The sequence below is a fragment of the Pseudomonas sp. B21-012 genome (assembly GCF_024749305.1).
Classification (GTDB): domain Bacteria; phylum Pseudomonadota; class Gammaproteobacteria; order Pseudomonadales; family Pseudomonadaceae; genus Aquipseudomonas.
In genome coordinates, this window is sequence record NZ_CP087197.1 from 5,314,025 (window position 1) to 5,334,091 (window position 20,067).

Genomic DNA, 20,067 nt, shown 5'->3' on the forward strand with positions numbered 1-20,067 from the left:
CGTGGCAATGCGCACCACTAATGACTCTCCTCTGCTGGCCCACCCAGGGCTCGAAGCTGGTAATCAGTGACGGCTTGAAATGTTCGGCCATTAACCGAAGACGCTCCAGCTCCACCCCCACGACCCCGTCAGCTTCGGCTTGATGGTAGACCTTCAGCGCTTCCACAGCCTCGGTGTACAGGGGATGATCGGGCATGAGCACCTTATTCAGATCTCTTTTCATGATCTCGTCCTTTCACCGTGGCTATGGTGTCCACTTAATTCAAGTAGACACGATTCTCGACTCATCAAGCGCGATCTACCGTACCGAGCCAGACGCAGTGTGCTTTGATGACACGGGAATGCTCAGGGGGCTGATGGTCGGCTGATAGGAGTCATTGGTAACGATTTACCACCAGGTTGCAGAGAATGACTGTTGTATCTACGGTCGACCTACTATCCTGAGCGGGCTTGAGTTTCAATTTGTAAAGGGCTCCGCTACCCTCGAGGTCGCTAGCAGCAGAGGAAATTTTCAAGCCTGCATACGCAAAGTCGCAAACCCTAGCAAAGTCTTCATTTCGAACAAATATGATCAGGGCAGCTTGGTCGTCGTGTCGAGTCAGATATTTACATAGCTGCGAGACAGCGGCAACGAATGCCATCTGTCCGCTCCAAATCTTACATTCGACGACCAACTCGTTGCCTGCTGCATTGCCTCCTCGCTTTGGGGGTCTTGGAATCAGGATGTCCGCACGGCCCTGATAATTAAACCCTTCACTTACGCTTGCAAAGCCTGCGTTTCTAAGCCCAAGTGCAAGCTGCGCGCGTAAACCATTCTCGTCTTCGCGTTGGTGAAGCTGGATATTTTGCTCCCAATCGTAGATCCACTGGGTCATTACCTGTATTGGATCTGCGGTTACCAGCGCCTGATGCGAGGATGTGTCAGCTAATTGGTCTAATAAATGTCGAACCATAGGGATCTTCTCCCATTGCTCCTCATACAATTCAATCATATATCGCACAGTGTAATTGCCAGGATAGTTGGCTTCGTAATCAGCTCGGGCATCTGCTCCAATTTTCAGGTAGTCGCTGTCATTTGGAATAGCTTTCCTCACTTGCTCTATATACTCATTCAAAAGCATAGAGGCATTTACATATTGTGTTTCCAGACGCCCCGATAGATACGTGGACAGACTTCTACCCTCGGAATATAGTTCTCTAATAGGTGAGCCATGTGCCACATCAGAATAAAATTCAGGTTCATTTTTATAGCGCACCCACTCCTGGTCATAGCTGGAAAACTTCGATTTCATGACTTGTAGGTGATTCAAGATGTCCTGCTGCATCAATTACTTCCTCGGTCAACTAGGCTATAAATATCCGACTATCACGACTTGCGTTCAGTTATCCGCAAACGCCTCGAGCGCAGCAAGCAGTTTGGCTAGCTCAGTAAGGTTGGCTGCCGTCACAATGTCATATTCACCTTGGCTGCTTAGCCGATAGACCTCACGAGCTTTTTTGACGCGTTCAAGGAGAGGGACGACGATGCCAGATGCTCGTTCGAGGAAGTCGTTGATGTCCGCACGAGTCTGGGGAATCTTGTAACCCTTCACCGCACTGGAAATGATGACACCGGAGTCACGAAGCTTTGCCACGCCACTAGAGCGAATTCGCTGACCTGTGACTTCCCCGAACCCTTTGTCCTTCAAGTGGCCCATGATTTCCGTAGTAAGCACGTAGTCCTTTGTGACGAATTCGCTCTGAAATCTTAAGAACCGAAGGATGCTGAGCTGCAGTCGCTCATCCTCATCAGGATGGGCACCAACCCGCTCGCAAAAACGGTCAGCTTGGCGGAGAGCTTCTTGGTGTACTTGGTAGTCTGCGTATCCAGACTCATTCGTCGGCGGTGGCAAAAGAGACTGGTACTTGGACGGCCATTCAAGCATGCCAAGGGTCAGATTGCGCAGGATCTTCTTGTACGCAAGAACCGCTCCTTCCGATGCTTTTTCTTCATAAATCTGAGCGACTGAGCCTGCGAAAAAATCGGCAACCTGAACCAGAACGTTGTCTTTGCTGGATATGGTTTGGAACGCGTCTTGATCACCAAACAAATCGTTGACGAATCGGTCTACGACGTAGCCTCTGAGGCTCTCCTGGAACTCTTGCCCACCATGCTCATCGACGATCATGCGAAGGTCAGGGAAGGCGCTAAACAGACGCTCATAGAGCAACCCATTCACGTATTTAATAAACGAGGTTTTGATACGGAGGCCACCATCCTTGTGAATCCGGGACTTATCGACGACGGTGAAATAGAGCTTAAATGGTAGCTCAGCCAGCTCTGTGAGTATCCGGGCGCGGCGATCTGAATCCTTGGCCTTCAGCTTGCTGGACTTGATTTCACCTGTTTGGAAATGACCCCTCCTAATAGCTTCAGCCTGAGCATAGGCAGCATCCAGGTCTTTCTCGGCAACCAGGATGGAGCACACGATGAAGAACCTCGAGCTCCCACCCTTTGATACATCAAGATTGGAGTTCCCGGACTCATCCACGAAGGCATACGTTCTATTCATGGCCGTGCTCCATCACCATCTGACCCAGCGTGGCAGATTGCTCGTTCTAAAGGCGAAGATGTCAGTTCGTGGCGGTGGTTGTGCCGGGCGCGGGCCCCTCACTAAACGTGTAATTGATGACCACGTCATTGCGAATCAAAACGTCGAGAGTTTTTTGGGTGCCCGTGGTCGTCACCTTCATGGTTACGACGTAGCTTTGAGCATGGGCTGAGCCATTACTGTATGTGTAAACCCACTTCTCATCAGTCTCAGAAACAGCACTCTTGGCGAACGGCTCTCCGAATAGCGACTTCAGTTCAGCAGTGGTGGTTTTACCCTTAGTGATGCTCGCGACACCTGTCGACGGGAAGTCTCGACCTGCTGTGAAGTGCGATGTAGCACAACCGCTGAGCGCCACACACACACCTATGGCTGCAATGAGCTTTTTCATGTCCGTCCTTGAGCTTAGAAAGCTCCAAATCTAACTGGCATTGAGGCAAATAGCCATTACCACCTCGATCTATCAGCCCCCGCACCTAGGCGAATGTGCCGTCACTCCATGAAGGACGTCAGGCTGATACGCCATGGTGAGAGCGCCGCCAACGCTGGCGAGCCTACCAGGGATCACGCGAGCATCCCTTTGACGGCAAAAGGCTTGGAGCAAGCCCATATGGTCGCTCGGTCGATCACCTGCACCCCAGGCCTTATCTTGGCCTCACCGTTCCTACGCGCCCAGGCAACCGCGCTGGTTACGACTGCCCTCCATCCCACAGCTGTTTTCGAGACTTGGCCGATCCACGAATTGTAGTGGTCTAATGAAACCGGACACCCATTTAGGCGAGAATGCTCGCCACAGAGAGGTGTCCGATGACCAAGCAACGTCGTTCCTTTACACCCGAATTCAAGCGAGAAGCAGCCAGTCTGGTGCTCGACCAGGGCTACAGCCATATCGAAGCAGCCCGTTCGCTTGGGCTGGTGGAGTCGGCCCTGCGTCGATGGGTTAACCAGCATCAGGAAGAGCGAAACGGTGTGACTCCGACCAGTAAAGCGCTGACGCCCGAACAGCAGAAAATCCAGGAGCTGGAAGCTCGGATCAATCGCCTGGAACGGGAAAAAAGTATATTAAAAAAGGCCACCGCGCTCTTGATGGCCGAGGAACACGAGCGTTCGCGTTAATTGATCAACTCCGTGCTCAAGAGCCTGTTGATCTGTTGTGCTCGGTATTTGAAGTCACCCGATCCTGCTATTACGCGCACTGTCGCAAGCACCGATTTCCAGACGTTAAGCGGCTGATTTTGCGCAGTCGAGTCAACGAACTGTTTACCCAAAGCCGCAGCGCGGCGGGCAGCCGAAGCATCATGTTCATGATGCGCGAGGACGGCATAGCAATTGGCCGATTCAAGGTACGCAAGCTGATGAATGAGATGAAGCTGATCAGCAAACAGCCTGGCTCACACGCCTACAAAAAGGCGACGGTGGAGCGGCCGGATATCCCGAACGTGCTGGATCGAGCGTTTACCGTTTCGGCGCCGAATGAAGTCTGGTGCGGGGACATCACGTATGTCTGGGCTCAAGGCCGCTGGCACTATGTGGCGGCCGTGATCGATCTTTTCGCTCGTCGTGTAGTGGGCTGGGCGTTTTCATCGAAGCCCGATTCTGACCTGGTCATCAAGGCTTTGGATATGGCCTATGAGCAGCGTGGCCGGCCTCAGAATGTACTGTTTCACAGCGACCAAGGAAGCCAATACAGCAGCCGAAGCTTCCGTCAGCGGCTGTGGCGTTATCGCTTCAAGCAGAGCATGAGTCGGCGTGGAAACTGCCACGATAATGCACCGATGGAACGGTTGTTTCGCAGCCTGAAAACGGAATGGGTACCGACCGTGGGCTATATGAGTGCTTCGCTAGCACAGCAGGATATTGGTCGGTTTCTGATGCAGCGCTACAACTGGCAGCGACCGCATCAGTTCAACAGCGGGCTAGCGCCCGCTGTTGCCGAAGAAAAACTTAACGCAGTGTCCGGGATTAGTTGACCACTACAACCAGAGATACCATCGTATAGGGCGATAGGCGTTCCACAATTTGCGCTGACTCTTGAGCCGTTTAAGCATAATCTCCATCTGGTCAATCAAAGCCGGCCTCAACAACTGAGGGTCGATGCAAACAGCTGCTTTTTTAAAGAAATCCCGGCATTTGAGTTGAGAGTAAACCGCATTTAGACACGAGACAGTGTGTATGGACGAGTTCACTTGCGCTGAATGGATCATAAATTTTGTCATCAGCCATTTAAGAATGGGCGATCCAAAACGCTCAATATTCACCCACCCTGACCGTGTTTCGCATGGCAAGAACCAGCGCCCCTTCCTGACAATAGCCAACTTGCCTTCCCTAGTCACAAACTCCTCGGGAATCTCCGCCCAGCCATTATCCGAAACAAGCTGCTCTAAAGAGAGACTTGAACTAAAAAGGGACATCGCTTGAACTCCTCCCACTTGCGAAACGTGCCTGATAACGGGCTACCGCCTCTTTCGTCTGCTCTCCAAAATCGATATACGTGTCTTGGGACTTGACCGAGCTATCACCTCTCAGCCACGCCAGGTACTTCTCAATGAGCTGCTCATTTAACCCTTGACTGTGAAGCTCTGCATTAACAGCGTTCGTAAACGTGTAACGCATCGAGTGCGGCGTTAGGTGGGCTGGGAGATCTTTAGAAAAACGCTTGCGAAGATCTCTGAACAAATGTTGCACTCGATCAGAAGACAGTGGCGCCCCTTCATCACTCAGAAAGAGAAATCCACTATCGCTGACCCCACCATGCTTTAGACACCACTCACGATCTTCCAGCATGTAGTTATCTAAGAGGATAGCGAGCCGAGCATTGTCAAGTGGTAACAAGCGCTCGAGTCGTTTTACACGCGCAGGCCTTTTGCGGGTATCTAGATTGCTCATCCCCCGCCGCTTAATCATGATATAGGTTATGGGCCCAAATTTCACATCTTGCACCCGAAGACTCAAGAGCTCGCCAATACGTAGGCCCAAGAATAGCAACAGGCATACCATGATAAAATTTCGTACTCGACCACGCTCGTCCGTACCAAATTTAATTGTGCCATCCGGGTCTAGTGCGTCCTGAACAAATCTGGCTTGTGCTAGCGTTAGATGCTTATGATACTTACGATTGCCTTCTGGCTTTTGATAAGAATCCTGAAAAACCGTCACCACCTTTGCGCGCATAGCACTGAGCCGATCCGCCAACTCTATTGACGTATCAGGAAGAACAATTAGTTCATCTATATACCAGAGAATGTGCTTTAAGCCCGTTGAAATACGCTTATTTCGCGTATCAGGACTTACTGCAAGCTTTCCGACCTTATTACTATTTGGCTGCGGACGACTTAACTCTTCAATAAGACCTTTCAGATCAGCCTCAGTAAACTGTATTCCTGATCGAATTCGCTCATATATGTTAAATCGGCGCCTTTAGCCCACTTATGAATGACGATAACTTCATTCGCGTTACGCATTAGTGTATTAATCTCGAGATGCCTGCGACTGAGAAACCACTCACAGGCTTGTGGAACAGGAAGATCATCGTCATCCAGCAGCATGGGCAACCGCTCCCCTGTTGGAAAAATGATCTGCTCCACTCTCATCGACTAAGCCCTCAATGTTTACATTTCGGTTTAGCGCGATTTCTCATCTTGTCAAAAGCCGTTTATCAGGAATTCTCCACTAGCTTTTCAGCGAGCAAAAAAAAGCCTCCAAGATCTTTACAAATCGTGGAGGCTCATCATCTAGAAAGATGATTTTATTCAGCCATTTAAGAGATCACTCTTTACATAAATGGCTCTAGTCCGGGCTAGAACGGAATGTCGTCATCGAAGCTGTCGAAGTCCGGAGCCGGCTGCGGTGCGGCCTGCTGAGGCGCCGGGCGCTGTTGCGGCGCGGACTGCTGTGGACGCGGAGCCTGTTGGCGTGGCGCCTGGTTGTAATTGTTGCCGCCTTGCGGGGCGCCGTCCTGATTCTGCGGGCGGCCACCGAGCAGTTGCATGGTGCCCTGCATGTCGACGACGATTTCGGTGGTGTAACGCTTGATGCCGTCCTTTTCCCACTCGCGGGTCTGCAGCTTGCCTTCGATGTAGACTTGCGAGCCTTTGCGCAGGTATTCACCGGCGATTTCGGCAACTTTGCCGAACATCGATACGCGGTGCCATTCGGTGCGCTCGACCTTCTGGCCGGTCTGCTTGTCGGTCCACTGCTCGCTGGTAGCCAGGCTCAGGTTGGTCACGGCGTTACCGTTGGGCAGGTAGCGGACTTCGGGATCCTGGCCGCAGGTACCGACCAGAATGACTTTGTTAACCCCACGGGCCATAACGTTCTCCTAGGCTTCGCACGCGGAGGAAGCCGGGTTTACCAGGCGTTCCAGGGTCGTGCGATCCAAAATTTGTGTATCAAGTTTGATATAGATGGCGGCTTCATCGGCCACCACCACTGCGTCGGTCACACCCGGGACGGCCATCAGCCGCTCGGTCAGCCCCGCTTCCCGTACCGCCTCGGCCGATAACGGCATGCGCAGGCTGGTCACGTACGGCGGTTCACGCATGCTCAGCGCCACGACCCACCACAGGGCACACAACGCTGCGCAGCCAAGGAACACCGTGCTCAGGCCACCGTGCTGGAACAACCAGCCACCGAGAATTCCTCCCAACGCGGCACCAAGGAACTGGCTGGTGGAATATACCCCCATGGCCGTGCCCTTGCCGCCGGCGGGCGACACCTTGCTTACCAGTGAAGGCAAGGATGCCTCCAGCAGGTTGAAGGCGGTGAAGAATATCACGGTGCCGATCACCAGTTCGTGCAAGTTGTCTGCTGACAGCCAGAAGAATAGCTCGGTGAGCATCAACACACTGACCGCGCCCAGCAGGACACGTTTCATCTTGCGCTTTTTTTCGCCGTAGATGATGAACGGGATCATTGCAAAGAATGAAATCAGCAAGGCGGTCAGGTACACCCACCAGTGCTCTTCTTTCGGCAGGCCGCCGCGCTCGACGAAAGCCAGCGGCAAAGCGATGAAACTGGCCATCAGAATGGCATGCAAGACGAAGATGCCCACGTCCAGGCGCAGCAGGTCCGGGTGGCGCAGGGTCGGCATCAGCGCCTGCTTGGCGACCCCGGACTCACGATGCTGCAACGCGCCGTGGGACGGCGGCACGACAAAGGCAATGATCGCAATACCGACTACGGCCATGGCCGCGGTGGCCAGGAACAACCCCGAGAGGCCAAAGGCACGGGTGACCAGCGGGCCGACGACCATGGCCACGGCAAACGACAGGCCGATGCTCATGCCGATCATGGCCATGGCCTTGGTGCGGTGCTGTTCGCGGGTCAGGTCCGAGAGCAAGGCCATGACCGCGGCAGAAATCGCCCCGGCGCCTTGCAGGATGCGTCCGGCAATCACCCCCCAGATCGAGTCGGCCTGGGCCGCCAGCACGCTGCCCAGGGCAAAGATCACCAGGCCCAGGTAAATCACCGGGCGACGGCCGATGCGATCGGAAATCACCCCGAACGGGATCTGCAGGAAAGCCTGGGTCAGGCCGTAGGCACCAATGGCCAGGCCGATCAGTGCCGGGGTGGCACCGGCCAGGTCCATGCCATAGGTCGCCAGTACCGGCAGGACCATGAACATGCCCAGCATACGGAAGGCGAACACCAGGGCCAGGCCGCCTGCGGCGCGGGTCTCGCTGCCACTCATGCGTTCGCTGTGGGGATCGTGCATGGATAAACCTCGTGTGAACCGGCGGCGATTCTACCAGTCCCATCGCATAACGGCATATACGCGACGCTTTGCCGCGTAATGGCATGGAGCCGTATACTCAACCGTTTATGCCCGCCGAGCGAGGCCGCAGTGGACAAGATCCTGATTCGTGGGGCACGTACCCACAACCTGAAGAACATCGACCTGACCCTGCCCCGGGACAAGTTGATCGTCATCACCGGCCTGTCCGGTTCCGGCAAGTCGTCCCTGGCCTTCGATACCCTGTACGCTGAAGGCCAGCGCCGTTATGTCGAATCCCTGTCGGCGTACGCCCGGCAGTTCCTGTCGATGATGGAAAAGCCCGACGTCGATACCATCGAAGGCCTGTCGCCAGCGATCTCCATCGAGCAAAAGTCGACCTCGCACAACCCGCGTTCGACCGTCGGCACCATCACCGAAATCTACGACTACCTGCGCCTGCTCTACGCCCGCGTCGGTACCCCGCGCTGCCCGGACCACGACATCCCGCTGGAAGCGCAGACCGTCAGCCAGATGGTCGACCTGGTCCTGGCCCAGCCCGAAGGCAGCAAGCTGATGCTGCTGGCGCCGGTGATTCGCGAGCGCAAGGGTGAACACCTGGCGGTATTCGAAGAGCTGCGCGCCCAGGGCTTCGTCCGCGCGCGGGTCAACGGCAAGCTGTTCGAGCTCGATGAACTGCCCAAGCTCGACAAGCAGAAAAAACACACCATCGAAGTAGTCGTCGACCGCTTCAAGGTGCGTGATGACCTGCAGCAGCGCCTGGCCGAGTCGTTCGAAACCGCGCTGAAACTGGCCGACGGCATCGCCCTGGTCGCTTCGATGGACGACCAACCGTTCGAAGAAATGATCTTCTCCGCCCGCTTCGCCTGCCCGATCTGCGGCCATGCGATCAGCGAGCTGGAGCCCAAGCTGTTCTCCTTCAACAACCCGGCCGGCGCCTGCCCGACCTGCGACGGCCTGGGGGTCAAGCAGTTCTTCGACATCAAGCGCCTGGTCAATAGCGAGCTGACCCTGGCTGAAGGTGCGATTCGCGGCTGGGACCGGCGCAACGTCTATTACTTCCAGATGCTCGGCTCGCTGGCCGCGCATTATGACTTCAGCCTCGAGATCCCCTTCGGCGAACTACCGGCCGAGCAGCAGAAAGTCATCCTCCACGGCAGCGGCAAGCAGAACGTTGATTTCAAATACCTCAACGACCGCGGCGACATCGTCAAGCGCTCGCACCCGTTCGAAGGCATCGTGCCGAACCTGGAGCGCCGCTACCGCGAGACTGAGTCGGCGACCGTGCGCGAAGAGCTGGCCAAGTTCCTCAGCACCCAGCCCTGCCCGGATTGCCGTGGCACGCGCCTGCGCCGTGAAGCGCGGCACGTGTGGGTCGGCGAGAAGACCCTGCCGGCAGTCACTTGCCTGCCGATCGGCGATGCCAGCGGTTACTTCGGTGGCCTCAAGCTGACCGGTCGCCGGGGCGAAATTGCCGACAAGATCCTCAAGGAAATCTGCGAGCGCCTGCAGTTTCTGGTCAACGTCGGTCTCGACTACCTGACCCTCGATCGCAGCGCCGATACCCTCTCCGGCGGTGAAGCCCAGCGTATCCGCCTGGCCAGCCAGATCGGCGCCGGCCTGGTCGGGGTCATGTACATCCTCGACGAGCCGTCCATCGGCCTGCACCAGCGCGACAACGACCGCTTGCTCGGCACCCTCAATCACCTGCGCGACATCGGCAACACGGTGATTGTGGTCGAGCATGACGAGGACGCCATTCGCCTGGCCGACTACGTCGTCGACATTGGCCCGGGCGCCGGCGTGCATGGCGGCCAGATCGTCGCCGAAGGCACCCCGGCCGAGGTCATGGCCCATCCGGACTCGCTGACCGGCAAGTACTTGTCTGGCCGAGTGAAGATTGCCGTACCGGCCAAGCGTACGCCGCGTAACAAGAAGCTCTCGATCAAGCTCAAGGGCGCGCGCGGCAACAACCTGCAGAACGTCGACCTGGAAATTCCGATCGGCCTGCTGACGTGCGTGACTGGCGTGTCCGGCTCCGGCAAATCGACACTGATCAACAACACCCTGTTCCCGCTCAGCGCCACCGCCCTCAACGGTGCCAGCACCCTGGAAGCGGCGCCGCACGACAGCTGCGATGGCCTGCAGCACCTGGACAAGGTGGTCGACATCGACCAGAGCCCGATCGGCCGCACCCCGCGCTCGAACCCGGCGACCTACACCGGATTGTTCACGCCAATTCGCGAGCTGTTCTCCGGCGTGCCGGAATCGCGCTCGCGCGGCTACGGCCCGGGTCGTTTCTCGTTCAACGTCAAGGGCGGGCGCTGCGAAGCGTGCCAGGGCGACGGCCTGATCAAGGTCGAGATGCACTTTTTGCCGGACATCTACGTGCCGTGCGATGTGTGCAAGAGCAAGCGCTACAACCGCGAAACCCTGGAGATCAAGTACAAGGGCAAGAACATCCACGAGGTCCTGGAAATGACCATCGAGGAAGCCCGCGAGTTCTTCGACGCGGTACCGGCGCTGGCGCGCAAGCTGCAGACACTGATGGATGTCGGTCTGTCCTACATCAAGCTCGGCCAGTCGGCGACCACCCTCTCCGGTGGCGAAGCGCAGCGGGTAAAGCTGTCACGCGAGCTGTCCAAGCGTGACACCGGCAAGACCCTGTACATCCTCGACGAACCGACTACCGGCCTGCACTTTGCCGATATCCAGCAGTTGCTCGATGTACTGCACCGCCTGCGCGATCACGGCAACACCGTAGTGGTGATCGAGCACAACCTGGACGTGATCAAGACTGCCGACTGGATCGTCGACCTTGGCCCCGAGGGCGGTTCCAAAGGCGGACAGATCATCGGCTTCGGTACACCGGAACAAGTGGCCGAGATGAAGCAGTCGTATACCGGCTACTACCTCAAGCCGCTGCTGGAACGTGACCGCGCCTGATTCGGCCCGCTCGCAAATGAAAAAGCCCCGCACTGGCGGGGCTTTTTTTGCTCCGGAAAATTACATCTGCGATTGCAGGTAGTTCTCCAGACCGATCGACTTGATCAGGCCCTGCTGTTTTTCCAGCCAGTAGGTGTGATCTTCTTCGGTATCGGCCAGCTGCAGACGCAGGATGTCGCGGCTGATGTAGTCCTTGTGCAGTTCGCACAGCTCGATGCCTTTGCACAGTGCGGCGCGTACCTTGTACTCCAGGCGCAGGTCGGCGGCGATCATGTCCGGCACGGTGGTGCCGACGTCCAGGTCATCAGGACGCATGCGCGGGGTGCCTTCGAGCATGAGGATACGACGCATCAGGGCATCGGCGTGTTGTGCCTCTTCTTCCATTTCGTGGTTGATACGCTCGTAGAGCTTGCTCAAGCCCCAGTCCTCGTACATCCGCGAGTGGATGAAATATTGGTCACGTGCCGCCAGTTCGCCCGTCAGCAACGTGTTGAGATAATCGATTACGTCCGGGTGACCTTGCATCGCCCTGCCTCTCCCTGTGTGAAAGTCATAGTTTGAACCAGGATGACCGGAAGGTCACTGAGAATTGGGCAAAAAAGTGCAAAAAAGCGGGTAAACGGTAGTGATATTCATTGAAAAACCGCCCAAATGAGGGCGGTTCTTCTTATCACTTCGACTTAGGCGAGATTTATGCCCAAAGCCTTGGCAATCCCTTCGCCATAGGCCGGATCGGCCTTGAAGAAGTGCTGCAACTGACGCTGGACCACCTCTTCAGAAACTCCGCCCATGGCGCCGGCGATGTTGCTGATCAGCAGCGCCTTCTGCTCCGGGTTCATCAGGCGGAACAGCGCACCGGCATGGCTGTAGTAGTCGGTGTCTTCGCGGTGATCGTAACGATCGGCGACACCGTTGAGCGCCAGTGGCGGCTCAGCGTACTGCGGCGCTTGCTTGGGCGCATTGGCGTAGCTGTTCGGCTCATAGTTAGGCGCCGCACCACCGTTGCTGCCAAACGCCATAGAACCATCACGCTGGTAGCTGTTTACCGGGCTGCGTGGGGCGTTTACCGGCAGTTGCTGGTGGTTGGTACCGACGCGGTAGCGATGGGCGTCTGCGTAAGCGAATACGCGCCCCTGCAGCATGCGGTCTGGCGACAGGCCGACACCCGGCACCATGTTGCTCGGGCCAAACGCAGCTTGTTCGACTTCGGCAAAGTAGTTCAGCGGGTTGCGGTTGAGTTCCAGTTCGCCGATCTCGATGAGCGGGTAGTCCTTCTGCGACCAGGTCTTGGTCACGTCGAACGGGTTCTCGTCGCGGCTGGCCGCTTCTTCTTCGCTCATGACCTGGATGCACACGGCCCATTTCGGGAAGTCACCGCGCTCGATCGCTTCGAACAGGTCGCGTTGGGCGTAATCCGGATCGGTGCCGGCCAGGCGCGCGGCCTCGGCAGGAGCCAGGTTCTTGATGCCCTGCTTGGTCTTGAAGTGCCATTTGACCCAGGTGCGCTGGCCCTGAGCGTTGATCAGGCTGTAGGTATGGCTGCCAAAACCATGCATGTGCCGGTAGCCGTCCGGAATGCCGCGGTCGGAGAACAGGATAGTGACCTGGTGCAGCGCTTCGGGCGAATGCGACCAGAAGTCCCACATCATCTGTGCGCTTTTCAGGTTGCTTTGCGGCAGGCGTTTCTGGGTGTGGATAAAGTCGGGGAATTTCAGCGGATCACGGATGAAGAACACCGGGGTGTTGTTGCCAACGATGTCCCAGTTACCTTCCTCGGTGTAGAACTTCAGGGCGAAACCACGCGGGTCGCGCTCCGTGTCGGCCGACCCTCGCTCGCCACCGACGGTGGAGAAACGCAGGAAGGTTTCGGTCTGCTTGCCGAGGTTGCTGAACAGCTTGGCGCAGCTGTACTGGGTGATATCACGGGTAACGGTGAAGGTGCCATAGGCACCCGAGCCTTTGGCGTGTACGCGGCGTTCAGGGATGTTCTCGCGGTTGAAATGCGCGAGCTTCTCGATGAGATGGAAGTCATCCAGCAACAGCGGGCCGCGTGGGCCTGCCGAACGCGAATTCTGGTTGTCGGCTACCGGGGCGCCGCTGGCGGTGGTCAGTATTTTGTTCTGGCTCATGCTCTCTCTCCCTATCGGTCTTGAACGGCCGGCTAATCGGCTTGGGAGGAGTATCGACCACAACTATGACAACAACAAATTTATTGCCTGACTCAGATCAATAGATTATTACAATACATATAGACACAAAAAACCGGGCACTAGGCCCGGTTTCTTGTTACAGACTGTTCGCCTTACTCAGCAGCTTCAACCGAGCCACCAACAGGACGATCAACCAGCTCGACGTACGCCATAGGTGCGTTATCGCCAGCGCGGAAGCCGCACTTGAGGATACGCAGGTAGCCGCCCTGACGGGTGGCATAGCGCTTGCCCAGATCGTTGAACAGCTTGCCGACGATTTCTTTCGAACGGGTACGGTCGAAAGCCAGACGACGGTTAGCAACGCTGTCTTCCTTGGCCAGGGTGATCAGCGGCTCGGCAACGCGGCGCAGTTCCTTGGCTTTTGGCAGAGTAGTTTTGATCAGCTCGTGCTCGAACAGCGACACCGCCATGTTCTGGAACATGGCCTTACGGTGAGAGCTAGTACGGCTCAGGTGACGTCCACTTTTACGATGACGCATGGGTTCATTCCTTACCAAACACTACGTTCGGTGATTACGACGATCAGGCAGTCGCCTTGTCGTCCTTCTTAAGACTTGCAGGCGGCCAGTTGTCGAGGCGCATGCCGAGGGACAGACCACGGGAGGCCAGAACGTCCTTGATTTCGGTCAAGGATTTCTTGCCCAGGTTCGGAGTCTTCAACAGTTCTACTTCGGTGCGCTGAATCAGGTCGCCGATGTAGTAAATGTTCTCCGCCTTAAGGCAGTTGGCCGAACGCACGGTCAATTCCAGATCGTCAACCGGACGAAGCAGGATCGGATCGATCTCGTCTTCCTGTTCGACTACCACTGGTTCACTGTCACCTTTGAGGTCGACGAACGCAGCCAGCTGCTGTTGCAGGATGGTTGCGGCACGACGGATGGCCTCTTCAGGATCCAGGGTACCGTTGGTTTCCAGATCAATTACCAGCTTGTCCAGGTTGGTACGCTGCTCGACACGGGCGTTTTCCACCACGTATGCGATACGGCGAACCGGGCTGAACGAAGAGTCGAGCTGCAAGCGACCAATGCTGCGGCTTTCGTCTTCATCGCTCTGACGCGAATCGGCCGGCTCATAACCACGACCACGAGCTACGGTGAGCTTCATGTTCAAGGCGCCATTCGACGCCAGGTTAGCGATTACGTGATCGGGGTTAACGATCTCGACATCATGATCCAGCTGAATATCGGCAGCGGTAACCACCCCCGAACCCTTCTTCGACAAGGTCAGCGTAACTTCGTCACGACCGTGCAGTTTGATAGCCAGGCCTTTCAGGTTCAACAGGATTTCAATGACATCTTCCTGTACACCTTCGATTGCCGAGTACTCGTGGAGTACACCGTCAATCTCGGCCTCGACTACTGCACAGCCAGGCATGGAGGACAACAGGATGCGGCGCAGCGCGTTGCCCAGGGTATGGCCAAAGCCACGCTCGAGAGGCTCGAGCGTGATTTTAGCGCGGGTTGGACTGACGACCTGCACATCGATGTGGCGGGGCGTCAGGAACTCATTTACCGAAATCTGCATGGATGCACCTATTTTCTAGCCCTTACTTGGAGTAGAGCTCGACAATCAGGCTTTCGTTGATGTCGGCGGACAGGTCGCTGCGAGCAGGAACGTTCTTGAAAACGCCCGACTTCTTGGCAGCATCCACATCTACCCACTCAACGCGGCCACGCTGGGCGCACAGTTCAAGGGCTTGAACAATGCGCAGCTGGTTCAGCGACTTCTCGCGAACCGCGACCACGTCACCCGGACGAACTTGGTAGGACGGAACGTTTACAGTCTTGCCGTTTACGCTGATCGCTTTGTGCGAAACCAGCTGACGGGATTCGGCACGAGTAGCGCCAAAGCCCATACGATAAACGACGTTATCCAGACGGCACTCGAGCAGTTGCAGCAGGTTCTCACCAGTAGCGCCCTTCTTGGAGGCCGCTTGCTTGTAGTAACCGCTGAATTGACGCTCAAGTACGCCGTAGATACGACGGACTTTTTGTTTCTCACGCAGCTGGGTGCCGTAGTCGGACTGACGACCGCGGCGCTGACCGTGGATACCTGGGGCTGCTTCGATGTTGCACTTCGATTCCAGAGCGCGAACGCCGCTCTTCAGGAACAGATCGGTGCCTTCACGACGAGACAGTTTGCATTTTGGACCAATGTAACGTGCCATTTATCTGTCTCCTGATTACACGCGGCGCTTCTTCGGCGGACGGCACCCGTTATGCGGGATTGGCGTCACGTCGGTGATGCTGGCGATCTTATAGCCACAGCCGTTCAGAGCACGAACAGCGGACTCACGACCTGGACCTGGACCCTTGACGTTGACGTCGAGGTTCTTCAGACCATATTCCAGCGCAGCTTGACCAGCACGTTCAGCAGCTACCTGAGCAGCGAACGGGGTGGACTTGCGGGAACCGCGGAAACCCGAACCGCCGGAGGTAGCCCAGGACAGAGCGTTACCTTGACGATCGGTGATGGTCACGATGGTGTTGTTAAAAGAGGCATGGATGTGGGCGATGCCATCAACCACTGTCTTTTTGACTTTTTTACGAGGACGAGCAGCAGGTTTTGCCATTTCTAAATTCCTGTCGATTCGCTGGTGCGATTACTTGCGGATCGGCTTACGCGGGCCCTTACGGGTACGCGCGTTGGTCTTGGTACGCTGACCGCGTACTGGCAGACCCCGACGATGACGCAGGCCGCGGTAGCAACCCAGGTCCATCAACCGCTTGATTTTCATGTTGATGTCACGGCGCAGATCACCTTCGGTGATGTACTTCGCGACTTCAGTACGCAGCGATTCAACCTGCTCGTCGCTCAGATCCTTGATCTTTGCGGCTGGGTTGACCCCAGTCTCTGCACAGATTTTCTGTGCAGTAGTGCGACCAACACCATAGATGTAGGTCAGCGAGATAACAGTGTGCTTGTTATCTGGAATGTTGACGCCTGCAATACGGGCCATTCAGTGGGACTCCAATTGACAGCTACCTACGCCCCGGAAGCCAAGAAATAGGGCGCGAGATAATATCGCTGTAGAAACAAATAATCAACCCAGCAGCGCACTAGCTGCTGGGTTTGTAGCGCAGATCACAATCAGCCTTGGCGCTGCTTGTGACGTGGTTCCGCACTGCAAATTACTCGAACGACACCTTCGCGGCGAATAATTTTGCAGTTACGGCACAGCTTTTTCACCGATGCACGAACTTTCATCACCAACTCCTCGAACCTTAAGGGTCAATCAGCGCAGCAGACCGCTGCCACCGTAGCCTTTCAGGTTGGCTTTCTTCATCAGGGATTCGTACTGGTGCGAAACGAGGTGCGATTGTACTTGGGACATGAAGTCCATCACAACCACTACCACAATCAGCAACGAGGTCCCGCCAAGGTAGAACGGAACGTTTGCCGCGACCACCAGGAACTGGGGAAGCAGACACACGGCCGTCATATAAAGAGCACCGAACATGGTCAAGCGGGTCAGAACGCCATCAATGTAGCGCGCCGACTGCTCACCTGGACGGATGCCCGGAATAAAGGCACCGGACTTCTTCAGGTTTTCCGCTACGTCTTTCGGATTGAACATCAACGCCGTATAGAAGAAGCAGAAGAAAATAATCCCTGCACTAAACAGCAGAATATTCAACGGCTGACCAGGAGCGATCGACTGCGAGATGTCCTGCAACCAGCCCATACCTTCGGACTGACCGAACCAGGCACCCAGCGAAGCCGGGAACAGCAAGATGCTGCTCGCGAAAATGGCAGGGATTACACCCGCCATGTTCACTTTCAACGGCAGGTGGCTGGTCTGCGCAGCGAAGACCTTGCGGCCCTGCTGACGCTTGGCGTAGTGAACGGCGATACGACGCTGACCACGCTCAATGAACACCACGAAACCGATAATCGCTACTGCCAGCAAACCGATAGCGACCAGGGCGAAAATGTTGATATCGCCTGTGCGTGCAGACTCGAAAGACTGCCCGATTGCTCTCGGAAGACCGGCGACGATACCTGCGAAAATCAACATCGAGATACCGTTGCCTACACCGCGCTCGGTGATCTGCTCGCCCAGCCACATCATGAACATCGCGCCGGCCACGAACGTGGACACCGCAACGAAATGGAAGCCAAAGTCAGCAGAAAACGCCACGCCCTGACCAGCCAGGCCAATGGACATGCCAATGGCCTGGACCAGCGCCAGGATAACGGTGCCGTAGCGGGTGTACTGGCTGATCTTGCGACGGCCAGCTTCACCTTCCTTCTTCAACTGCTCCAGCTGCGGGCTGACGGCGGTCATCAGTTGCATGATGATCGATGCCGAAATGTACGGCATGATCCCCAGTGCAAAGATGCTCATCCGTTCCAGCGCGCCGCCGGAAAACATGTTGAACAAGCTAAGAATGGTCCCCTCATTCTGTCGAAACAGTTCCGCCAGCCGGTCCGGGTTGATACCTGGAACTGGGATGTGTGCGCCTATCCGGTAGACGATGATCGCCAGGAACAGAAAACGCAGACGAGCCCAGAGTTCAGACATCCCGCCTTTGCCGAGCGAAGAGAGAGCACCTTGCTTAGCCATTTATTCCTCGAACTTGCCGCCAGCTGCTTCGATAGCCGCACGCGCACCTTTGGTGGCTGCGATACCCTTGATGGTGACCGCGCGAGTAACTTCGCCGGACAGCATGATTTTCACACGCTGTACGTTTTGGTTAATCACGTTGGCATCCTTCAGGGATTGCACGGTGACAACGTCGCCTTCCACTTTGGCCAGCTCGGACAGACGCACTTCTGCGCGGTCCATGGCTTTCAGGGAAACGAAGCCGAATTTCGGCAGACGACGGTGCAGCGGCTGTTGACCGCCTTCAAAGCCTGGAGCAATGGTGCCACCGGAACGGGAGGTCTGACCTTTGTGGCCGCGGCCACCAGTCTTACCCAAACCGCTACCGATACCACGGCCCGGACGATGCTTCTCGCGACGGGAACCCGGCGCTGGACTCAGATCATTGAGTTTCATCGATTAACCCTCGACGCGCAGCATGTAGTAAGCCTTGTTGATCATCCCGCGATTCTCGGGAGTATCCAGGACTTCTACAGTGTGACCGATGCGGCGCAGACCCAGACCCTTAACACACAGTTTGTGGTTAGGGAGACGGCCGGCGGTGCTTTTGATCAGCGTTACTTTAACGGTAGCCATGATCAGCGGATCTCCTCAACGCTCTTGCCGCGCTTGGCAGCAATGGACTCAGGAGATTGCATAGCCTTCAGACCCTTGAAAGTGGCATGAACCACGTTCACTGGGTTGGTCGAGCCGTAGCACTTGGCCAGGACGTTCTGAACGCCAGCAACTTCCAGGACGGCACGCATTGCGCCACCGGCGATGATACCGGTACCTTCCGAGGCAGGCTGCATGTACACCTTCGACGCGCCATGGGCGGACTTGGTGGCGTACTGCAGAGTAGTGCCGTTCAGGTCTACCTGAATCATGTTGCGACGGGCAGCTTCCATGGCTTTCTGGATCGCAGCAGGTACTTCGCGCGATTTGCCACGGCCGAAGCCAACACGACCTTTACCATCACCCACCACGGTCAACGCGGTGAAAGTGAAGATACGGCCGCCTTTGACGGTTTTAGCAACGCGGTTAACTTGAACCAGCTTCTCGATGTAGCCTTCGTCGCGCTTTTGATCGTTATTTGCCATAACTTAGAACTCCAGCCCGCCTTCACGAGCAGCATCAGCCAGCGCTTTGACGCGGCCATGGTACTTGAAGCCGGAACGGTCAAAGGCAACTTGAGATACACCGGCGGCTTTCGCGCGCTCAGCTACCAGCTTGCCAACCTTAGTGGCCGCGTCGATGTTGCCGGTGGCACCATCACGCAGTTCTTTGTCCAAGGTCGAGGCACTGGCCAGAACCTTGCTGCCGTCGGCCGAAATGACCTGGGCGTAGATGTGCTGCGAGGAGCGGAACACGCAGAGACGCACGACTTCGAGTTCGTGCATTTTCAGGCGTGCTTTGCGAGCGCGACGCAGTCGAGTAACTTTTTTGTCGGTCATTTGCTAGGCCCTACTTCTTCTTGGCTTCTTTACGACGGACGACTTCGTCCGCGTAACGCACACCCTTGCCTTTGTACGGCTCTGGTGGACGGAAGTCGCGGATTTCAGCGGCCACCTGACCTACCAGCTGCTTGTCGATACCCTTGATCAGGATATCGGTCTGGCTTGGGGTCTCTGCGGTGATACCGGCCGGCAGTTCGTAATCCACTGGATGCGAGAAGCCGAGTGCCAGGTTCAGCACGGTGCCTTTGGCTTGTGCTTTGTAACCAACACCGACCAGCTGGAGCTTACGCTCGAAGCCTTGGCTTACGCCCTGGACCATGTTGTTCACCAGGGCGCGGGTAGTACCGGCCATAGCGCGAGTTTGTTGATCGCCATTGCGAGCAGCGAAACGCAGCTCACCAGCTTCTTCAACGATTTCAACCGACGAGTGAACGTTCAGTTCGAGAGTGCCCTTGGCACCCTTCACCGAAAGCTGTTGGCCGACGAATTTGACTTCGACACCGGCTGGCAGCTTAACGGGGTTCTTAGCGACGCGAGACATGCTTAT

Annotated in this window: 23 protein-coding genes and 2 pseudogenes; 3 read left to right on the plus strand and 22 right to left on the minus strand. The window is 56.3% G+C overall.

Features of this window, described 5'->3' with window-relative positions; translation table 11 throughout:
* Positions 1-17 precede the first annotated feature (17 nt).
* The 4 genes and pseudogenes from LOY37_RS24375 to LOY37_RS24390 form a co-directional block, all read right to left on the minus strand.
* A pseudogene (locus tag LOY37_RS24375) lies at positions 18-223 on the minus strand (hypothetical protein).
* Between the two features lie 151 nt (positions 224-374).
* Positions 375-1,325 (minus strand): hypothetical protein, encoded by a 951-nt coding sequence (locus tag LOY37_RS24380; protein ID WP_258715910.1) that lies wholly within the window; start codon positions 1,323-1,325, stop codon positions 375-377.
* A gap of 54 nt (positions 1,326-1,379) precedes the next feature.
* Positions 1,380-2,552, minus strand: coding sequence for a DUF3800 domain-containing protein (locus tag LOY37_RS24385; protein WP_258715911.1), 1,173 nt, complete (start codon positions 2,550-2,552; stop codon positions 1,380-1,382).
* A 61-nt stretch (positions 2,553-2,613) separates the two neighbouring features.
* Positions 2,614-2,982: a hypothetical protein gene (locus tag LOY37_RS24390; RefSeq protein ID WP_258715912.1), complete on the minus strand. Its 369-nt coding sequence runs from the start codon at positions 2,980-2,982 to the stop codon at positions 2,614-2,616.
* Positions 2,983-3,090: 108 nt separating this feature from the next.
* Between LOY37_RS24390 and LOY37_RS24395 the strand changes: the two are divergent.
* Together LOY37_RS24395 and LOY37_RS24400 are read left to right on the plus strand one after the other, a co-directional pair.
* Positions 3,091-3,333, plus strand: a pseudogene (locus LOY37_RS24395) (phosphoglycerate mutase family protein); the annotation flags it as partial.
* Positions 3,334-3,398: 65 nt separating this feature from the next.
* Positions 3,399-4,561 (plus strand): IS3 family transposase gene (locus LOY37_RS24400; protein ID WP_258715913.1). Its coding sequence is split into 2 segments (ribosomal slippage): positions 3,399-3,654 and positions 3,654-4,561, totalling 1,164 coding nucleotides; the frame shifts between segments, so codons are not numbered across the junction.
* Positions 4,562-4,988: 427 nt separating this feature from the next.
* Here LOY37_RS24400 and LOY37_RS24405 read toward each other — a convergent pair.
* From LOY37_RS24405 to LOY37_RS24420, 4 genes are all read right to left on the minus strand, one after another.
* Positions 4,989-5,762, minus strand: coding sequence for a site-specific integrase (locus LOY37_RS24405; protein ID WP_258715914.1), 774 nt, complete (start codon positions 5,760-5,762; stop codon positions 4,989-4,991).
* Positions 5,763-5,944: 182 nt separating this feature from the next.
* Positions 5,945-6,136 carry a hypothetical protein gene (locus LOY37_RS24410; RefSeq protein ID WP_258715915.1) on the minus strand — a complete coding sequence of 64 codons (192 nt, stop codon included), beginning with the start codon at positions 6,134-6,136 and terminating at the stop codon, positions 5,945-5,947.
* 251 nt (positions 6,137-6,387) lie between these two features.
* A complete protein-coding gene (locus LOY37_RS24415) occupies positions 6,388-6,900 on the minus strand; it encodes a single-stranded DNA-binding protein (RefSeq protein ID WP_045200019.1) in 513 nt (170 codons plus the stop codon).
* Positions 6,901-6,909: 9 nt separating this feature from the next.
* A complete protein-coding gene (locus tag LOY37_RS24420) occupies positions 6,910-8,304 on the minus strand; it encodes an MFS transporter (RefSeq protein ID WP_045200021.1) in 1,395 nt (464 codons plus the stop codon).
* 129 nt (positions 8,305-8,433) lie between these two features.
* Between LOY37_RS24420 and uvrA the strand changes: the two genes are divergently transcribed.
* Positions 8,434-11,268: an excinuclease ABC subunit UvrA gene (uvrA, locus tag LOY37_RS24425; protein ID WP_045200024.1), complete on the plus strand. Its 2,835-nt coding sequence runs from the start codon at positions 8,434-8,436 to the stop codon at positions 11,266-11,268.
* A gap of 60 nt (positions 11,269-11,328) precedes the next feature.
* On the opposite strand, the gene bfr is transcribed toward uvrA, so the two are convergent.
* From bfr to rplF, 14 genes are all read right to left on the minus strand, one after another.
* A complete protein-coding gene (bfr, locus tag LOY37_RS24430; protein ID WP_045200027.1) occupies positions 11,329-11,793 on the minus strand; it encodes a bacterioferritin in 465 nt (154 codons plus the stop codon).
* Positions 11,794-11,948: 155 nt separating this feature from the next.
* Positions 11,949-13,397 (minus strand): catalase, encoded by a 1,449-nt coding sequence (locus LOY37_RS24435; RefSeq protein WP_258715916.1) that lies wholly within the window; start codon positions 13,395-13,397, stop codon positions 11,949-11,951.
* A gap of 173 nt (positions 13,398-13,570) precedes the next feature.
* A complete protein-coding gene (rplQ, locus tag LOY37_RS24440) occupies positions 13,571-13,957 on the minus strand; it encodes a 50S ribosomal protein L17 (RefSeq protein ID WP_002555463.1) in 387 nt (128 codons plus the stop codon).
* A 43-nt stretch (positions 13,958-14,000) separates the two neighbouring features.
* Positions 14,001-15,002, minus strand: coding sequence for a DNA-directed RNA polymerase subunit alpha (locus LOY37_RS24445; RefSeq protein ID WP_003186012.1), 1,002 nt, complete (start codon positions 15,000-15,002; stop codon positions 14,001-14,003).
* A gap of 22 nt (positions 15,003-15,024) precedes the next feature.
* The gene (gene rpsD / locus LOY37_RS24450; RefSeq protein ID WP_010220321.1) at positions 15,025-15,645 is read right to left on the minus strand and encodes a 30S ribosomal protein S4; all 621 of its coding nucleotides are present in this window, start codon (positions 15,643-15,645) and stop codon (positions 15,025-15,027) included.
* Positions 15,646-15,660: 15 nt separating this feature from the next.
* Positions 15,661-16,050: a 30S ribosomal protein S11 gene (gene rpsK, locus LOY37_RS24455; protein WP_002555466.1), complete on the minus strand. Its 390-nt coding sequence runs from the start codon at positions 16,048-16,050 to the stop codon at positions 15,661-15,663.
* 30 nt (positions 16,051-16,080) lie between these two features.
* On the minus strand, positions 16,081-16,437 hold the full coding sequence (gene rpsM, locus LOY37_RS24460) for a 30S ribosomal protein S13 (protein ID WP_010220320.1): 357 nt from the start codon (positions 16,435-16,437) through the stop codon (positions 16,081-16,083).
* Positions 16,438-16,568: 131 nt separating this feature from the next.
* Positions 16,569-16,685: a 50S ribosomal protein L36 gene (rpmJ, locus tag LOY37_RS24465; RefSeq protein ID WP_002555468.1), complete on the minus strand. Its 117-nt coding sequence runs from the start codon at positions 16,683-16,685 to the stop codon at positions 16,569-16,571.
* Positions 16,686-16,713: 28 nt separating this feature from the next.
* Positions 16,714-18,045, minus strand: a complete 1,332-nt coding sequence (gene secY, locus LOY37_RS24470; RefSeq protein ID WP_010220319.1) for a preprotein translocase subunit SecY — start codon at positions 18,043-18,045, stop codon at positions 16,714-16,716.
* On the minus strand, positions 18,046-18,480 hold the full coding sequence (gene rplO / locus LOY37_RS24475) for a 50S ribosomal protein L15 (RefSeq protein ID WP_010220318.1): 435 nt from the start codon (positions 18,478-18,480) through the stop codon (positions 18,046-18,048).
* Between the two features lie 3 nt (positions 18,481-18,483).
* A complete protein-coding gene (rpmD, locus tag LOY37_RS24480) occupies positions 18,484-18,660 on the minus strand; it encodes a 50S ribosomal protein L30 (RefSeq protein ID WP_010220317.1) in 177 nt (58 codons plus the stop codon).
* A gap of 2 nt (positions 18,661-18,662) precedes the next feature.
* Complete coding sequence (rpsE, locus tag LOY37_RS24485; RefSeq protein ID WP_010220316.1) at positions 18,663-19,163, minus strand: 30S ribosomal protein S5; 501 nt, start codon at positions 19,161-19,163, stop codon at positions 18,663-18,665.
* Between the two features lie 3 nt (positions 19,164-19,166).
* On the minus strand, positions 19,167-19,517 hold the full coding sequence (gene rplR / locus LOY37_RS24490) for a 50S ribosomal protein L18 (RefSeq protein ID WP_009397496.1): 351 nt from the start codon (positions 19,515-19,517) through the stop codon (positions 19,167-19,169).
* 10 nt (positions 19,518-19,527) lie between these two features.
* On the minus strand, positions 19,528-20,061 hold the full coding sequence (gene rplF / locus LOY37_RS24495) for a 50S ribosomal protein L6 (protein WP_010220314.1): 534 nt from the start codon (positions 20,059-20,061) through the stop codon (positions 19,528-19,530).
* Positions 20,062-20,067: the final 6 nt, after the last annotated feature.

Bases quoted from the DNA above. Each gene is read 5' to 3' on its own strand.
- LOY37_RS24380 (WP_258715910.1), bottom strand. From the start codon at position 1,325: ATGCAGCAGGACATCTTGAATCACCTACAAGTCATGAAATCGAAGTTT.
- LOY37_RS24385 (WP_258715911.1), bottom strand. From the start codon at position 2,552: ATGAATAGAACGTATGCCTTCGTGGATGAGTCCGGGAACTCCAATCTT.
- LOY37_RS24390 (WP_258715912.1), bottom strand. From the start codon at position 2,982: ATGAAAAAGCTCATTGCAGCCATAGGTGTGTGTGTGGCGCTCAGCGGT.
- LOY37_RS24405 (WP_258715914.1), bottom strand. From the start codon at position 5,762: ATGCGCGCAAAGGTGGTGACGGTTTTTCAGGATTCTTATCAAAAGCCA.
- LOY37_RS24410 (WP_258715915.1), bottom strand. From the start codon at position 6,136: ATGCTGCTGGATGACGATGATCTTCCTGTTCCACAAGCCTGTGAGTGG.
- LOY37_RS24415 (WP_045200019.1), bottom strand. From the start codon at position 6,900: ATGGCCCGTGGGGTTAACAAAGTCATTCTGGTCGGTACCTGCGGCCAG.
- LOY37_RS24420 (WP_045200021.1), bottom strand. From the start codon at position 8,304: ATGCACGATCCCCACAGCGAACGCATGAGTGGCAGCGAGACCCGCGCC.
- bfr (WP_045200027.1), bottom strand. From the start codon at position 11,793: ATGCAAGGTCACCCGGACGTAATCGATTATCTCAACACGTTGCTGACG.
- LOY37_RS24435 (WP_258715916.1), bottom strand. From the start codon at position 13,397: ATGAGCCAGAACAAAATACTGACCACCGCCAGCGGCGCCCCGGTAGCC.
- rplQ (WP_002555463.1), bottom strand. From the start codon at position 13,957: ATGCGTCATCGTAAAAGTGGACGTCACCTGAGCCGTACTAGCTCTCAC.
- LOY37_RS24445 (WP_003186012.1), bottom strand. From the start codon at position 15,002: ATGCAGATTTCGGTAAATGAGTTCCTGACGCCCCGCCACATCGATGTG.
- rpsD (WP_010220321.1), bottom strand. From the start codon at position 15,645: ATGGCACGTTACATTGGTCCAAAATGCAAACTGTCTCGTCGTGAAGGC.
- rpsK (WP_002555466.1), bottom strand. From the start codon at position 16,050: ATGGCAAAACCTGCTGCTCGTCCTCGTAAAAAAGTCAAAAAGACAGTG.
- rpsM (WP_010220320.1), bottom strand. From the start codon at position 16,437: ATGGCCCGTATTGCAGGCGTCAACATTCCAGATAACAAGCACACTGTT.
- rpmJ (WP_002555468.1), bottom strand. From the start codon at position 16,685: ATGAAAGTTCGTGCATCGGTGAAAAAGCTGTGCCGTAACTGCAAAATT.
- secY (WP_010220319.1), bottom strand. From the start codon at position 18,045: ATGGCTAAGCAAGGTGCTCTCTCTTCGCTCGGCAAAGGCGGGATGTCT.
- rplO (WP_010220318.1), bottom strand. From the start codon at position 18,480: ATGAAACTCAATGATCTGAGTCCAGCGCCGGGTTCCCGTCGCGAGAAG.
- rpmD (WP_010220317.1), bottom strand. From the start codon at position 18,660: ATGGCTACCGTTAAAGTAACGCTGATCAAAAGCACCGCCGGCCGTCTC.
- rpsE (WP_010220316.1), bottom strand. From the start codon at position 19,163: ATGGCAAATAACGATCAAAAGCGCGACGAAGGCTACATCGAGAAGCTG.
- rplR (WP_009397496.1), bottom strand. From the start codon at position 19,517: ATGACCGACAAAAAAGTTACTCGACTGCGTCGCGCTCGCAAAGCACGC.
- rplF (WP_010220314.1), bottom strand. From the start codon at position 20,061: ATGTCTCGCGTCGCTAAGAACCCCGTTAAGCTGCCAGCCGGTGTCGAA.